The following is a 14046-nucleotide window of genomic DNA, read 5'->3' on the forward strand; positions in this document are numbered from 1 at the left end:
GGCTTATAGGCCAGAAAAGTGTGGTTTGCGCCGAAAATGAATGAGCCAGTGGACCACTTTGTCGAGTGGACCACTAGCTCGAGACTTTAGGCCAGAAAAAAGGTGGTTAGGCCGCAATTGTGAGCGAGCCACCAACCTCAACCCAACCAGCAGACAAAAAGTGCAGTTCAGGTCCTGAACTGCACTTTTCTCATTTATCTGACTTATTCTCCTTGGGCGGCAGCGGCTAGGGTGGCTAGGGCTTCGCGTGGGAAGTAGGCTTGGTAGAGGCCTTGGAGGGCAATGTCTTCGTCCTCGGCCTTGATCATGAAGAGCATGCTGATTTCGGATGCGCCTTGGCTGATCATGCGGATGTTAATGTGGTTTTCAGCGAAAGTCCGGCTGGCTGCGGCCGCAACCCCGACGTTTTCCCGCATGGCTTCCCCGACGATGGCGAAGATGCAGAGGTCGTCTTCCACTTGGATGGAGTCAGGATTGAGCTTGTCCTGAATGGTCTCTAGGATGCCGGCCAAATGCTCTGGCGATTGGATATTAGCCGAGCGAATAACCAGGGAGATGCTGTCGATGCCTGAAGGCACGTGTTCAACCGGCACGCCGGCTTCCTCGAAGAAGCGGATGGCGCGGCGCATGAAGCCCATTTCCCGGTTGAGCAGGTACTTGCTGATGGAGATGGCGGTGAAGCCGGTCGCCGAGCTGACCCCGGTGACTGGATAGCGAGGATCTAGCTCCTTCTTGGAGACGATCTTGGTGCCGGCGATCTCAGGCTGATTGGTGTTGCGAATCATGACCGGAATGTCATTGCGGTAGACAGGTTCCAGGGCTTCTTCATGGAAAATCCCGAAGCCGGCATAGGATAGCTCCCGCATTTCGCTATAGGTAATTTCCTTAATGGGATGCGGCCGCGCGATTTTGCCCGGGTGCATGGAGTAGATAAAGGACTCGTCGGTGTAGTTCTCATAGAGGTCGGCGCCTAGGCCGTTGGCGATGATCGCCCCGGAAATATCGGAGCCCCCACGGGAGAAGGTCACGATGTCGCCACCCTTGGAGTAGCCGAAGAAGCCTGGAATAATGAGGACGCCAGCCCGGTCACGTAGTTTGGCGATTTGGGCGTAGGACTCGTCAAAGAGGCGGGCATTAGAGGGCTCATCCGTCACTAAGATGCCGGCTTCCTTAGGCGACACATAGTGGGCGTCAAGGCCCAGGCTGACTAGGTAGTGGCTAATTACTTGGGCGTTGAAGTCCTCGCCGCAAGCCTTGAGAGCATCTAGCAGGCGCTCAGGCTCCTGAATATCGGCCATGTAGCCATTTAGGATATCTTCAAAATAAGCCAAAAGCTCTGTCGACAGGCCCAGCTCGATTAGGATGCTGGCATAGCGGTCCAGCACCTTTTGACGGGCTTCAGCCACTGGCTCAGCCTGCAATAGGGCCTCAGTCTGGTGGCCTACTTGGCCTGCCACTGCCTGCACCGCGTCGAAGAGGGCGATGAGTAGGTCGGTGACCTTAATGTCCTCAGCGAAACGCTTGCCTGGGGCGCTAACGACGACGGCTTTAATTTCTGGTTTACCTTGGATGATGGCGGCTACCTTCTTAATCTGGCCGGCGTTGGCCAGGGAGGAGCCTCCGAATTTTGCTACAATCATCATATCTATCCATCCTTCTATCAGATTGGCGCTAGAGCCTAACAGTTACTATGATACACTATATTTTGCCCAAACGATATACTTTCTTATGAAATTTACTTGAAAAAACAGGCCATTCCCACTAAACTTAGAGGAGTAGAATTGAAATGGAGGCGAGCAGGAATGAAAATCGCATTATGTGGTATCGGTACGGTAGGTGGCGGGGTCGTCAAGGTCTTAGCTGAGAACCAAGCCCAATTCCAAGCAAAATACAAAGAAGACCTAGTCATCAGCCATGTTCTGACCCGGGATCCCGACAAGGTGGACCGTCTAGGATTAGAGTCAGCAGTCTTCACCGACCGGGTAGAAGATATTTATGAAGCGGACATCGACCTAGTGGTAGAAGTCATGGGGGGCGTGGACTTTGCCTATCAAGTTATTCGTCAGTCCCTGAGCCAAGGCCGTCACGTGGTCACTGCCAACAAGGATCTGCTAGCCCTCCACATTGATGAGCTGCAAGCCCTAGCCAATGAAAAGGGCGTCAGCCTGCTCTATGAAGCTAGTGTAGCCGGTGGGATTCCCATTATTAACGGGGTCCAAGTAGGCCTAGCAGCCAACCAAATTTCTGGCGTCATGGGGATTCTCAATGGGACCACTAACTACATGCTTAGCCACATGACTCAAGACGGCTGGACCTATGACCATGCCCTGTCTGTGGCTCAAGAAAAGGGCTATGCCGAAGCCGACCCAACCAATGATGTGGGCGGTTTTGATGCAGCGCGTAAGATTACCCTCTTGTCTCGTTTGGCTTATGACACCCGTGTGGACTTCCATCAAGTCAGCGTCAAGGGGATTGACACAGTGGATGCTAGCGACATCGCCATTGCGGCACAAGCCGGCTACACCATGAAGCTCTTGGGTAAGAGCACCAAGACAGCTGCCGGCATTCAAGTCGGGGTTGAGCCTGTCCTCTTGCCAAACGCCCATCCTTTATCTGGTGTCTCTGAAGCCTTCAATGCCGTCTATGTGGAAGGCAATGCGGTAGGCCAAACCATGTTCTGGGGGCCGGGTGCCGGTAGTCTGGAGACTGCTTCTGCCGTGGTGTCTGACATCTTGCAAATTGCCGACCGTGGCTTCATTCCGGCTGTCTTGCCAAGTCAAGAATTAGCCATTGTCAGCCAGGAAGCACCGGCTTGTTACTACCTACGTTTTGATGCGCCAGCTAGCCATGTTCGCGCTGTCCTCCAAACCTTAGAAATCGGCTACTTAACCTTGGCTGAAGCGCCAGGCTTGACCATTAAGACCGAAGCCATCAGCCCAGCAGTCTTGGCTAAGTTAGAAGCCAATGCCACTGTGGTAGCCCGCTACCTCATGGTCTAGGAGGCGGAATTCATGGTATGGCAAAAGGATTTTCCTGCCTCTAGTGCCAACTTGGGACCGGGCTTTGACTCAATCGGAATTGCGGTTGACCGCTATCTAAGGGTGACGGCCCGTCCGGCTGAGCGCTGGCAGGTGGATTTTGAGACCGACTTTATGGCCGGCCTGCCCCAGGATGAGACTAACCTAGTAGTGGCAGTGGCCCTGGAAACGGCGGCCCGCTACGGTAAGACCTTAGCGCCCCTGCATCTGACCATGAAGAGTCAGATTCCCCTGACCCATGGCATGGGTAGCTCTGCCTCAGCTATTGTGGCCGGTATTGAGCTAGCCAATGATTTTGCTGATTTGGGTCTGTCGACCTTTGACAAGGTGCGCCTGGCCAGTGCCAAGGAAGGCCACCCCGACAATGTGGGGGCCTGCATCACCGGTGGCCTCTTCGTGGGTTACTATGAGCCGGAGACGGATCAACTCTTCTATCAAGTAGCTAACTTGGAAGGGGTCGGGGTCATTATTTCCACCCCAGCCTATGAGTTGTCGACGGCGGCTGCCCGCAGTGTCTTGCCTGAGGTCTACTCCAAGCCGGATTCCATTGCCCAGAATGCCCTGACCAGTGTCATGTTAATGGCCATGATGCAGGGCGATTACCCGACCATGGGTCAACTCATGATGCAAGACAAGTTCCATGAACCTTACCGTCAGTCTCTAATTGCAGAGTTTCCAGCGGTTAAGGCCACGGCCCTTGAAAAGGGCGCCTATGCCACCGTCATTTCGGGGGCGGGTCCTAGCATTTTGACCCTCTGTCCTCAGGAGCGAGTGGACGACATTCTAGCGGCGCTTGAGGCTTCGGTGGACTGTCAGCACCAAGTGGTGTCGGTTCTGCCAGCCTTGGCAGACAAATAATATGAAAAAAGAGTCCAGCTCAGCTGGGCTCTTTCTTGTGTGAGCTTATTTTTTATGACCGACATCTTGGACCTGGGGCGCAAGCGTCTTAAGGTCGGTTAAGAAGCTAGCTAGGGCACGTTCACGGTCGCCTGTCTGTCGGCCTAGGTCCCGCATTTCCTTCTGACCAGCCAGGTCGCGGCAGTAGAGCAGGAGATGGGCTTCCTTGAGGTGGCGGCTGACTGGGACCTTTTGCACCTGGTAGCCCACGGCGGCGATTTGCTTGAGGGGGCAAATATAGAGACCTTGAGCGGTGATGACCAGGTGGTCCTTGTAGCAATAGAGGCCTAGATCTTCATCCCCCACCTGAGACTGGCGACTGAGTCGACTCCAGTCGTCGGCCAGTTCGGGATAGTGGCGGTAGAGGAGATCATATTCGCTCAAGATGCGTCGTCGCTTGCGCCAAGCATAATAGCAGAAATAGCCCCCAATCCAAATGAGTAGGGCTGACATGGCCTGGGCAATCCAGAGGGCATGCTGATAGTCACTTAGCATGAGGCTAGTGATATAAGTAAGGCCGAAGAGGCCGCTGGCCAGGAGGGGCAGGCCGGCCAGTAGGGTCAAGAAGAGATCGACTTTATCGCGATGCTTCAAGGTCCTCATCCTTTCGCTGCTTGTCTTAAGAATAGAAGAAATGAATAGCTAGGCTAGCCGTGGCAATGACCAGGGCCCAACAGAGGCCCCCTAGCAAGATGGACTGGCTACCGGCCCGGCGCAACTGTCTCAGATCAACTGCCAAGCCCACCCCAGCTAGGGCCGCAATCATGGTCAGGCGGGCCAATAACTTGAAGCTGTCCAGCAGCCATGCCGGTAGAGGCAGGAGGGAGCTAGCCAGGACCGCCAAGAGGAAGTAGGCGATGAAGCTAGGAAAGAGGCGACGGGCTTGTTCCCACAAGCTGACTTGAGCCCCTTGGCCGTCAGCCAATTGAGCGCTTGCTTGTTGATAGCGGGCGCCAACCAGGCCTAGGCAGACCGGCACAATAAGTAGGGTCCGGGCCATCTTGACGATGGTGGCGGTGGTGCCGGCGGCCTCACTAAAGGCGAAGCCAGCAGCCACGACCGAAGAGGTATCGTTAATGGCCGCCCCGGCGAAGAGGCCGAAGCTTTGGTCGCCATAGCCCAACCAAGCCCCTAAGAGAGGGAAGAGGAAGAGGGCCAGGGTATTATAGAGGAAGATGGTGGTGATGGCGAAGGCAATCTCTGAGTCCTCAGCTTCCACAATGGGTGCAGCAGCGGCAATGGCCGAGCCCCCACAAATGGCCGTCCCCATACCCACTAAGAGGGCTGAACGCGACTCAATGCCCATCCAACGACCTAGGTAGCGGGCACTCAAGAGGGCCACCGCCACGACCGGAATCAAGACCAAGTAGACCTTGAGGCCCACTGCTTGTAACTTGGCAAAGGACAAGCCAAAGCCTAAAAAGACAATGCCGATTTTGAGCAGTTGGCCGCTGATTTGCTTGGCTGGTTTGGTCGAGGCAGGTGGTCGCCAGGCGGACAGGGCCATGCCCAGCAGAATGGCCAGCATAGAAGCCCCTAGGGCTGGCACCAGGCTTTCAATGGCATAGGCCAGGGCAGTGATAATCAGAATCTTGGCCCAGCTGGCCCAGTTGCTGTCAGAAAACTTAGAAAATGTCATGGTTGATATCGCTCCTTTGTCATCCTCTAGTATAACAAAGTCTCGCCCCGCGCGCTAGTTGGGTCAGGGCTAGAAGAAAGCGTTTGTCTAGACTTAAGGGGACCAGTAGACTATACTAAAACAAAAGCCTAGAGAGGATGTATGCCATGACACAAGAAGCCATTCAAGAACAGATTCGTCAAGCCCTGGACCATCGGGTAGCCGTACGGGTTTATGATGAAAATCGCGATATTTCCCGTCAGGATATGGACGTCATTCTAGACGCTGCCTGGCTCAGCCCTTCTTCAGTTGGTCTGGAAGGTTGGCGCTTTTTGGTCTTAGACCGGGACCAAGTTCAAGCCATCCGGCCTGAGCTCCAACCCCTCGCTTGGGGTGCCCAACCGCAATTGGATACCGCCAGCCACTTTGTTATCCTCCTAGCGGAGAAGAACGCCCGTTATGACGGTCCTTCTATGCGGGCCAGCCTTATTCGTCGCGGCCTGACTTCTGACCAGGACCTTAATAGCCGTTTGACCCTCTATGAAACCTTCCAAACCCAACACATGTGTCTAGATAGTCCGCGTGCCCTCTTTGACTGGACGGGTAAGCAGACCTATATCGCCCTAGCCAATATGATGTTGAGTGCTAGCTTGCTGGGCATTGATTCCTGCCCAATCGAAGGCTTCGATTATGAGGCGGTCAATGCCTTGCTTGCTGCCAAAGGTTGGTTGGATCCGGAGCGCGAAGGGGTGGCTAGCATGTTGTCCCTGGGCTACCGGCTCAAGGACCCTAAACATCCCCGTAGCCGCAAGCCGCGCCAGGAAGTCATTTGCTGGCTAGACGACAAGTAAATCCCCCCATGAATTTTCTCCAGCCCTTAATAAGTGAAAGGACTGAATGATATGACCCTATCGAGAAAAATGAAACTAAGCGCCCTGACCCTACTTTGTGCCAATCTGCTGGCCAGCCAAGTGCCTGTGCTAGCCCAAGAGGCCAATGACCAAGCCTCATCTAGCCAAGAAAGGGCTACTGTCGGCCAATACAGTTTGGCCTTTGATAATGCGGCTTGGCAATACGATGAGGCTAATGATATTTACTGGCAAGTCGGCGTGGTCTATGTCGCCAACCCTGCTTCCTTGGACTATGAGACCCTGGGTATTTATGTGCCGGGTGCCTATTTAGAGGCAACTGCCAATGGCGATGGGACCTATACTGCCAGCGTCAAGTCTGACGCCCAAGTGGGCCAATTTACCGCTGCGACTGCTCCTTATGTCCTACCGGTTAACACGCCGGGTTTTAATGCCTCTCAGGCACCAACCTGGCTTGCTGACGGCATTGCCAACTATACCCAGGCCGGGATGATTTATCTGCAACCTGGTATTCGTGGCCGCGACAACACCACCGATAGCCAGGGCCAAGAAGTAGTGGGCGGTGCACCATGGGGCGTCACCGATCTTAAGGCCGCTATCCGTTATGTTCGTTATAACAAGGATGTCCTGCCAGGTGACACCGACAAGATTGTGAGTTTTGGCCATAGTGGCGGTGGGGCTCAGTCTGCTGTCCTAGGGGCTAGTGGGGATTCGACCCTCTACAATCCTTACTTGGAAGCCTTAGGGGCAGCCATGAAGGACAAGGAAGGCAACCCAATTTCCGATGCACCTTATGGGACCATGACTTGGAGTCCCATTACCAGCTTGGATTATGCGGATGCTGCCTATGAATGGAACCTGGGTCAGTTCGCTGACAGCAATACGCGGGCAGAGGGTACCTTTACCCAGGCCTTATCCCAAGACTTGGCTAAGGAATATGCCAACTATATCAATCAGCTAGGCCTCAAACATGAAGGCCAAGCCTTGACCCTGGCAGAATCCAGTGAGGGGATTTATACCCAAGGCTCCTATGCCACTTATCTAGAAGGGGTAGTCAATCAATCCCTCAATAACTTCCTAGCCGATACCAGCTTCCCTTATACCAGCGATGGTGCTGGTCCGGGTGGATCGACAGAATCTGTCACCTATGAGACGGCTCAAGCCTATATTGATAGATTGAATGCTGAGGCTCAATGGGTGACCTATGATGCGGCCACTAATACCGCCAAGATTTCCAGCCTGGCGGATTTCGCCAAGTATGTTAAGACGGCCAGCAAGTCTGTGCCTGCCTTCGATGCCTTGGACCGTAGCCTAGCGGAGAATGCGGTCTTTGGGGTAGCGGATGCCAATGAGCTTCACTTTGACCAGCTAGTGGCCCGCCTGCTCAAGAATAATCAGGCCAAGTATGAGAGCTTGACCGACTGGAACAGCCAGTATGTGACGGATTTTGAGTCCGACTTGGCTAAGACCGATAGCCTAGGCAAGACCATTGCAGAACGTCAGGACCTCTACAATCCAATGTTCTATCTGACGTCCGCCTATTCTGGCTACCAAACCTCTAAACCAGCACCTCACTGGCGGATTCGTTCCGGCCTTAGCCAAGGAGACACGGCCTTAACGGTGGAAACTAACCTGGCCCTAGCCCTGGAAAATCAAGCTAATGGGACTGTCAAATCAGTGGACTTTGCCACGGTTTGGGGGCAAGGTAATACCACAGCTGAACGGACCGGCCATGCGTCGGCTAACTTCATCCAATGGGTGCAAGAAATTGTAGCCCAAGACGCCAACTAAGTATTAAGCAACCCCTGGAATCAGCGAGTGACTGACCCCAGGGGTTTGTGTCGTCTTGACCGCTTTGTTATAATAGAAGGGACAAGAAGCAAGTCGATTAGATTCGGATGAAGGAGGAAATGACGTGAAGAAAAGTCTCAAATACCTACTGGTCTCGGCTCTGACTGCTAATGCCTTGGCCTTAAGCTGGCCAGGCTTCCAAGGGCAGGCGACTGTCAGTCTGGAATCTGCTAGTAGCCAGGAATCAGGGCATGAGGAGACCTCTGAAGAATGGCAGAATCATGATTGTGCAAAGTTAGACCGCAAGGATGTCCTCAATCAAGTACGTAAAAGCCGGGACCTTTTGACCTCGGTAGCCCTCAAGGGAGTCTCTGGCGATCGGAGAAGCCAGTCAAGCTATCAAGCAGCCTATCGTTATGAAGCCAAGACTGGCAAGATCCTCCAGGGTTATTTGGATTATAGTCAGGGTATTAACCATATGGAGGTCTACTATCTGGGGGACACCAACCAGAACTATTACCTCTATACTGAGCGGACTAACAAATGGTCTGCCATCCAGATGCCCGATGATTTTCGCCTGCGACCTAACTATCGCCTCATGCTAGACTGGATACTGGACCATGAAGCCGACTTCCAGTTTGAAGAAGGGCCCCACGACTATCGTCTTAAGGTCCTAGAACGTAACTTTGACTTGTCAGACTTTACGTCTAAGACTTTGGGAATTACCTTAGTACCTGAAGATACCCCGGTAGAGGATATCTATAATTACCTAGAAGTCCGCTTCAGTAAGGACGACTTCCAAATGACCAGTCTCAATTACCGTTGCCTGGATCCGTCCGGTGAGGTGCAGGGCCAATTTGAATTCTTTGGCTTCAATCAATTGGAGCCTGAAGATTTCCGCTTACCTGAGGGGGCGGAGGTGGACAGTGAGCTATCTGGCTCTAGCCAGCAAGATTGGTCTTCCTCTGATGAGACCGAATCCCGTCAGCAGCGGGAGTCCGAGTCTTCTGGAGAAAACCGACCCCTGCCGCCTGGTGCTGTCTACCATGACCATGACCACAAGGCTTGGAGCTCACTTCTTGCTTATGCCCAAGAGGGTGTCTATGAGCTAGTCTCACTCAAATGGCTGACTTGGGAGCCGGTCAGTCGCCTCTCTAGCCACTTGACCTGGCGGGCTTATCGACTTTTTAGACCATAAGAAAAAGGCCAGGAAAACCCTGGCCTTTTTGCTATGGCTATAGTGGGAGCCATAAGCTGAAGTGGCTGCCTTGGTTTACTTGACTGGTGACCTCAATCTGGCCCCCCAGTTGTTGGGCCAGGGTTTGGCTGATATAGAGTCCCAGGCCGGCGCCGCCTGTCTCCCGATTACGGGACTGTTCGACCCGATAGAGACGATCAAAGATATGAGGCAGGTCCTGGGCGGGAATGCCCATGCCTTGATCAATGATATGGAAGCCGATTCCTTGACCTTCTTTTTGAATATGGAGTTGAATGCGACTCTGCTCTGGCGAGTACTTGCTGGCGTTCTCCAAGAGATTGAGGAGGATACGGGATAGTTTGTCACCATCTGTCTGGATGGTCTCTAGCTCTGGCGCTAGTTTGACCTCAAGTTCTTGTTTCTTCTGTTGACAATGGGGTTGGATACTGGTCAGCAAATGAATGAGAAAATCATCCAGTTGGAGGGTCTGAACCTGGATTTGGCTAGCCTGCTGATTGGCTTGCTTCTCCATGAGACCAACTTCCATGAGTTGCTGGGTCAGGGTCTTGAGTCGGTCGATTTGATGGGCCATGGCCTGCCAGAGGGCTTGCATTTCATCTTCTGACACCATCTGATCTTCTAGCGCTTCAACTTGATGCTGGAGAGCAGTCAGCGGCGTCTTGATGTCGTGACCTAGGCTAGCCATGAGGCGGGTCTTGTCTTGCTCGCTTTGGCTGAGGGCCTGGAAACTTTGGTTGAGGTCTTGGATCATGAGGTTGATGTTGGCCGTGAGCGAGGCCAGTTCAGCCGGCGATTTAATGGTCTGAACTGGTTGGAAATCCTGGTCGGCCACCCGTCTCACATCTCGGCTCAGTTGCTGCAGGGATTTGACGCTGGGCTGAAGTAGGCAGAAGCCCACTAGGGCCCCTAGCAAATTAGCCCCTAAGGTCATCCAGATAATGATATAGGCCACGTTAGGAGAGACTAACATTTGCTGCAGGCCCCACCAGACCAGCAGGAGGGCGCAGAGTGTGGAAGTAAGAAAGGCTAGGAAGACAAGTGAACGCAGCTTCATGATGGGTCACCTCCTAAGCGGTAGCCCAGTCCCCAGACTGTCTCAATCTTAGGGTAGGGACGCTGACCTGCTGACTTGGCTAATTTATCGCGCAAGGAGTGGATATGGACATTGAGGGTATTGGCATCTTCCATATAATCGGTCTCCCAAATCTTGAGGAAGAGTTCTGATTTAGCAAAGACCCGGCCGGGATTTTTGAGGAAGAGAGCTAGGAGCTGGAATTCCTTGAGTGAGAGTTGCAAGGGTTGGTCGTAGAGCGTGACGCGATGTTGCCCCTCGTCGATGGCAAAGGGTGCATAGCTCAAAACCGACTGCCCCGCTTGCTTGGGCTGAATGCGACGCAAGAGATTTTTGACCCGCAAGGTCAGCTCCCGTGGGCTAAAGGGTTTGGTCAGGTAGTCGTCGGCTCCTAGGGTCAGGGAATAGATGCGATCGACCGCCTGATCCTTGGCCGTGATGAAGATAAAAGGTTGGTCTTCGCGTAATTGCAAGACGGCATCAATGAAGTCATAACCATCCATTTGGGGCATCATAATGTCCGTGATAATCAGATCGACGGCCTGAGCTCGGTAGTGGTCTAAGGCTTCCTGGCCATTCGTAGCGGTTGTGACTTGATAGCCTTCCTTACTTAAGTAGCGGGTGACGATGTCCAGGATGGCTGGCTCGTCGTCAACTAGGAGGATGTGGGTCATAGGGACCCTCCTTTCGATTAATGACTGAAATCAAAACCTACCTGATAGAGGCAGGGGCAATGCCATTATAGCATAGCTTGAGAGGGGAAGGGGTCAGTGACGCTTGCAGACCTTGAGCCCAAAGCACTTCAACCACCTGAAAGGACTTCAGGTGGTTGGGATTCTAGAAAGCTTATTTAAGGTCAGCTTGACCGAAGACTTCATGCGCTTCAACACAGTAGATTAAGACCTTGTTGTAGCCGTCTGCCTTCAAACCATTCAGGTCGTAGCTTTGTTCCATCATGTCACTGTCTACCGCACCGACTTCAACGGCTGTCTCTAATTTGCCGTCTTTGCTAAGGAGGACGTGGAGGTCAGGTGCCTTGTCGCTCTTGAAGTTGCTGAGTTTGAGTTGGTTCTTCTCGATGCTAACAGAACCCATGACCATCTTGCCATTGGCGCCCATGAGTTCGCCCATACGTTTCATGGCTTGGTCCATGGCTCCGTCAGAAAACTTGGTCAACATAGCAGAACCGAAGGTTTCATTGACTTGGTCACAGTGGATGGTGAGGGTGTTGTATTGACTGAGGTCGACTTTGTCCAGTTTGTAACCTTGGATGGCACCCTTGGCATCGACCTTGCCTAATTTGAGGCCATGTTCTACATCGCCATCCTTGGTTAGGTAGGCATTGAGGTCAGGGGCTTCATCACTTGAAAAGCCGGTCAGTACTACTTCCTTAGCGGTGACCTTGGCCATGCCCATGACCTTGTGTTTTCCTTGACCCATCAATTGGCCGACAAGGGCTTGATTCATTTCGTCTTTTTGCTTATCGTCTGGCATTTGGCTGGATGATGCGCTGCTTTCCTCAGCTAAGACCACTTGGGATAAGCTGCCGGCTCCAAGACCTAGGCTAAGTAAGGCAACAAGGCTGAGTTTGGTTAGTGTGTGTTTGGTTGACATGGAAATCACTCCTTGGATTTATTTGATGACCTTACTATAGGGGGTGAAACTGAAGACTTCTTGAAGCAAGTATTAAGTCTTTCTTAACTTGTCGCTAACAATTTATTAAATTTGAGCCCGTTGACAGCTAGGCAAATAGAACCAGGCTTTTCAAGGACCCCTCGCTAAGTTATAATGAAAGGACTAGAAAGGGTGAAAGCATGCAAGTTAGACAGAATGATCAAGCCAATCGTTTACTATTTGAAGGCAAGGTGCGGGTCAGCCATGTCTTGGGTGTGCGCTTCTTAGGTGGCGTCCTCATGGCCTTGGTCATGTTCGCTTGCTTTATCCTCAGCCTACATTTCTTGCAAGCAGTCGGCTTGTGGCAGGAGGACCTGAAAGGCTGGAGTGTGGCTTCCTTCATAATCTCGGGCATCCTGGTTTGGATGCTGGGTGATTGGCTCCACAATAAGCTTTGGGAGCGGCCGGTTCGTATTTGGGACCTAGGCGACCAAGCCTGCCTACAAGTCGGCCGTGACCAGGCCTACTATAATTGGCAGACTCTTCGTAAGGTCAGAGCCTATCGCTTCTACTCTAGACGTGGACAGGTCAGCACCTATAACCTAGTCTTGGTCTTTGAGGGGCGCACCTATCGTTTCTCTTCATCGGATAAGACCATGGGCGCTCTAAGTGAGCTGGGTCAAGAGTTACAGGTCTATTTAGATCAGAGAGGGGACTAGCCTACATGATTATTGCTAAAGCCAAGCGCCTGGCTCCAGGCCAAGAAGACCTGGTCATGACCTTGGATTGTCGGGTGTCTTATTTTTGGGGCGCCAAGGCCCTATCCTTCCTTCTCATCTACTTTATCTTGACGCCTGTGAGTCTAGACTTGGCCAAGAGATTCAACTTGAACCCTAGGAGTTGGCCAGCTCTTTTGCTCTTCCTAGGGGCAGTCATTCTGGGCTGGTTGCTCTACAATAGCCTATGGAAACGTTCAGTCACCCTCTACAATCGGGGCCAAAGTCTGGAAATACTCATTAATCAAAAGTCCTATCGCTATGACTGGACTAGCCTGCGTCGTGTCAAGACTTTCATCGCGCCCAAACGTAATGGTGGAATCTTCAGCAAGACGGCAGTCCTCAAATTTCATGGCCGTAGCTTCTACCTGACCTCAGATGACCAGGTAGCTAAGCTAGAGTGGCTGATTCAGTATTTAGAAAAGGGCATGAAGCAAGCCCAAAAAGGAGGCCTAGGCCCAAATGACAAGTAAAAACAAGTATCTGCTGAATAAAGTCAAGCTAAGGGTCAGTCGCTTTGTCGGCCAACGCTTGCTCTCTATTCTGGTGCTGCTAGGTCTAGCACAACTAGGCATCAAGGACCTTGTCAATTTCTTGTTGGACTTGGACTTCTACCCGCGTGATAATCAATATGCGCCCTTATTGTTCGTTGTGTTACTGCTCCTCCTATTTTTCCTGGCCAATGCCTTCTATAATTTTCTCTGGACGCGAACCGTTACCATAGAAGATTTGGGAGATAAGGTTCGGATTGAGCTGGGTAGTCGTCACTATCTCTTGCCCTGGTCTAGTCTACGCAAGGTGCGTTTGGATCGAACCACCAATCGGGGTAAGTTGGTCAGCGTGGACTTAATCTTAGTCTTTGAAAGTCGCTCTTTCCGTCTGACCAAGGACCAGCCCGTAGCCCCTCTCAGTGACTTAGAAGCTTATATGCAAGCCAAGTTAAAAAAGCAAAATCTTAAAACAAAAGCCTGACTCTCAGTCAGGCTTTTTGCTTGGTTTAATTCTTAGGGTGAAGGCTGGCTCAAGTTTGGCCCTGCTTTATAATTTTTGTTAATATTCTCATCTTTTTTAGTAGAAGATAGGCAATTTGATGCCAGAGGGTGTATAATGAAAGCGAAGACAGGTCGTTGATCATGCGACCGAATGAGGAGG

General features: G+C 52.3%; 14 protein-coding genes. 8 read left to right on the forward strand and 6 right to left on the reverse strand.

What is annotated here, in order from left to right; translation table 11 throughout:
- Positions 1–203 precede the first annotated feature (203 nt).
- Positions 204–1643, reverse strand: coding sequence for an aspartate kinase (locus tag V7R82_RS01940; RefSeq protein ID WP_338543103.1), 1440 nt, complete (start codon positions 1641–1643; stop codon positions 204–206).
- A 159-nt stretch (positions 1644–1802) separates the two neighbouring features.
- Between V7R82_RS01940 and V7R82_RS01945 the strand changes: the two genes are divergently transcribed.
- Positions 1803–2999: a homoserine dehydrogenase gene (locus tag V7R82_RS01945; RefSeq protein WP_268445131.1), complete on the forward strand. Its 1197-nt coding sequence runs from the start codon at positions 1803–1805 to the stop codon at positions 2997–2999.
- Between the two features lie 12 nt (positions 3000–3011).
- On the forward strand, positions 3012–3896 hold the full coding sequence (thrB, locus tag V7R82_RS01950; RefSeq protein ID WP_338543105.1) for a homoserine kinase: 885 nt from the start codon (positions 3012–3014) through the stop codon (positions 3894–3896).
- A gap of 45 nt (positions 3897–3941) precedes the next feature.
- Here thrB and V7R82_RS01955 read toward each other — a convergent pair whose 3' ends face one another.
- Both V7R82_RS01955 and V7R82_RS01960 read right to left on the reverse strand, forming a co-directional pair.
- A complete protein-coding gene (locus tag V7R82_RS01955; protein ID WP_338543106.1) occupies positions 3942–4529 on the reverse strand; it encodes a hypothetical protein in 588 nt (195 codons plus the stop codon).
- Between the two features lie 25 nt (positions 4530–4554).
- On the reverse strand, positions 4555–5574 hold the full coding sequence (locus V7R82_RS01960) for a YeiH family protein (RefSeq protein ID WP_291432308.1): 1020 nt from the start codon (positions 5572–5574) through the stop codon (positions 4555–4557).
- A 146-nt stretch (positions 5575–5720) separates the two neighbouring features.
- Here V7R82_RS01960 and V7R82_RS01965 point away from each other — a divergent pair, with 146 nt between their 5' ends.
- From V7R82_RS01965 to V7R82_RS01975, 3 genes are all read left to right on the forward strand, one after another.
- On the forward strand, positions 5721–6404 hold the full coding sequence (locus V7R82_RS01965; RefSeq protein WP_291432310.1) for an NAD(P)H-dependent oxidoreductase: 684 nt from the start codon (positions 5721–5723) through the stop codon (positions 6402–6404).
- A gap of 51 nt (positions 6405–6455) precedes the next feature.
- The gene (locus tag V7R82_RS01970) at positions 6456–8213 is read left to right on the forward strand and encodes a tannase (RefSeq protein WP_338543110.1); all 1758 of its coding nucleotides are present in this window, start codon (positions 6456–6458) and stop codon (positions 8211–8213) included.
- 124 nt (positions 8214–8337) lie between these two features.
- Positions 8338–9411 (forward strand): hypothetical protein, encoded by a 1074-nt coding sequence (locus V7R82_RS01975; RefSeq protein ID WP_306486988.1) that lies wholly within the window; start codon positions 8338–8340, stop codon positions 9409–9411.
- A gap of 37 nt (positions 9412–9448) precedes the next feature.
- On the opposite strand, the gene V7R82_RS01980 is transcribed toward V7R82_RS01975, so the two are convergent.
- The 3 genes from V7R82_RS01980 to V7R82_RS01990 form a co-directional block, all read right to left on the reverse strand.
- Positions 9449–10486, reverse strand: a complete 1038-nt coding sequence (locus V7R82_RS01980; protein WP_306486989.1) for a sensor histidine kinase — start codon at positions 10484–10486, stop codon at positions 9449–9451.
- On the reverse strand, positions 10483–11178 hold the full coding sequence (locus V7R82_RS01985; protein WP_306486990.1) for a response regulator transcription factor: 696 nt from the start codon (positions 11176–11178) through the stop codon (positions 10483–10485). Before V7R82_RS01985 ends, V7R82_RS01980 begins: the two co-directional genes overlap by 4 nt.
- A 172-nt stretch (positions 11179–11350) precedes the next feature.
- Positions 11351–12118 (reverse strand): DM13 domain-containing protein, encoded by a 768-nt coding sequence (locus V7R82_RS01990; RefSeq protein WP_306486991.1) that lies wholly within the window; start codon positions 12116–12118, stop codon positions 11351–11353.
- A 200-nt stretch (positions 12119–12318) separates the two neighbouring features.
- On the opposite strand from V7R82_RS01990, the gene V7R82_RS01995 reads away from it, so the two are divergent.
- From V7R82_RS01995 to V7R82_RS02005, 3 genes are read left to right on the forward strand one after another with little or no spacing between them, the layout of a single operon-like run.
- Positions 12319–12837 carry a hypothetical protein gene (locus V7R82_RS01995; RefSeq protein WP_338543114.1) on the forward strand — a complete coding sequence of 173 codons (519 nt, stop codon included), beginning with the start codon at positions 12319–12321 and terminating at the stop codon, positions 12835–12837.
- A gap of 5 nt (positions 12838–12842) precedes the next feature.
- Entirely contained in the window at positions 12843–13367 is a 525-nt protein-coding gene (locus V7R82_RS02000) for a hypothetical protein (protein ID WP_338543116.1), read from the forward strand.
- Positions 13357–13866, forward strand: a complete 510-nt coding sequence (locus tag V7R82_RS02005) for a hypothetical protein (protein ID WP_338543118.1) — start codon at positions 13357–13359, stop codon at positions 13864–13866. Before V7R82_RS02000 ends, V7R82_RS02005 begins: the two co-directional genes overlap by 11 nt.
- Positions 13867–14046: the final 180 nt, after the last annotated feature.

Source organism: Abiotrophia defectiva ATCC 49176 (assembly GCF_037041345.1).
Lineage (GTDB): Bacteria > Bacillota > Bacilli > Lactobacillales > Aerococcaceae > Abiotrophia.

What these genes read in the sequence shown, in the direction of transcription:
- V7R82_RS01940 (WP_338543103.1), bottom strand. Translation starts at nt 1,643, where the DNA reads ATGATGATTGTAGCAAAATTCGGAGGCTCCTCCCTGGCCAACGCCGGC.
- V7R82_RS01960 (WP_291432308.1), bottom strand. Translation starts at nt 5,574, where the DNA reads ATGACATTTTCTAAGTTTTCTGACAGCAACTGGGCCAGCTGGGCCAAG.
- V7R82_RS01970 (WP_338543110.1), top strand. Translation starts at nt 6,456, where the DNA reads ATGACCCTATCGAGAAAAATGAAACTAAGCGCCCTGACCCTACTTTGT.
- V7R82_RS01995 (WP_338543114.1), top strand. Translation starts at nt 12,319, where the DNA reads ATGCAAGTTAGACAGAATGATCAAGCCAATCGTTTACTATTTGAAGGC.
- V7R82_RS01985 (WP_306486990.1), bottom strand. Translation starts at nt 11,178, where the DNA reads ATGACCCACATCCTCCTAGTTGACGACGAGCCAGCCATCCTGGACATC.
- V7R82_RS01965 (WP_291432310.1), top strand. Translation starts at nt 5,721, where the DNA reads ATGACACAAGAAGCCATTCAAGAACAGATTCGTCAAGCCCTGGACCAT.
- thrB (WP_338543105.1), top strand. Translation starts at nt 3,012, where the DNA reads ATGGTATGGCAAAAGGATTTTCCTGCCTCTAGTGCCAACTTGGGACCG.
- V7R82_RS02000 (WP_338543116.1), top strand. Translation starts at nt 12,843, where the DNA reads ATGATTATTGCTAAAGCCAAGCGCCTGGCTCCAGGCCAAGAAGACCTG.
- V7R82_RS01945 (WP_268445131.1), top strand. Translation starts at nt 1,803, where the DNA reads ATGAAAATCGCATTATGTGGTATCGGTACGGTAGGTGGCGGGGTCGTC.
- V7R82_RS02005 (WP_338543118.1), top strand. Translation starts at nt 13,357, where the DNA reads ATGACAAGTAAAAACAAGTATCTGCTGAATAAAGTCAAGCTAAGGGTC.
- V7R82_RS01980 (WP_306486989.1), bottom strand. Translation starts at nt 10,486, where the DNA reads ATGAAGCTGCGTTCACTTGTCTTCCTAGCCTTTCTTACTTCCACACTC.
- V7R82_RS01990 (WP_306486991.1), bottom strand. Translation starts at nt 12,118, where the DNA reads ATGTCAACCAAACACACACTAACCAAACTCAGCCTTGTTGCCTTACTT.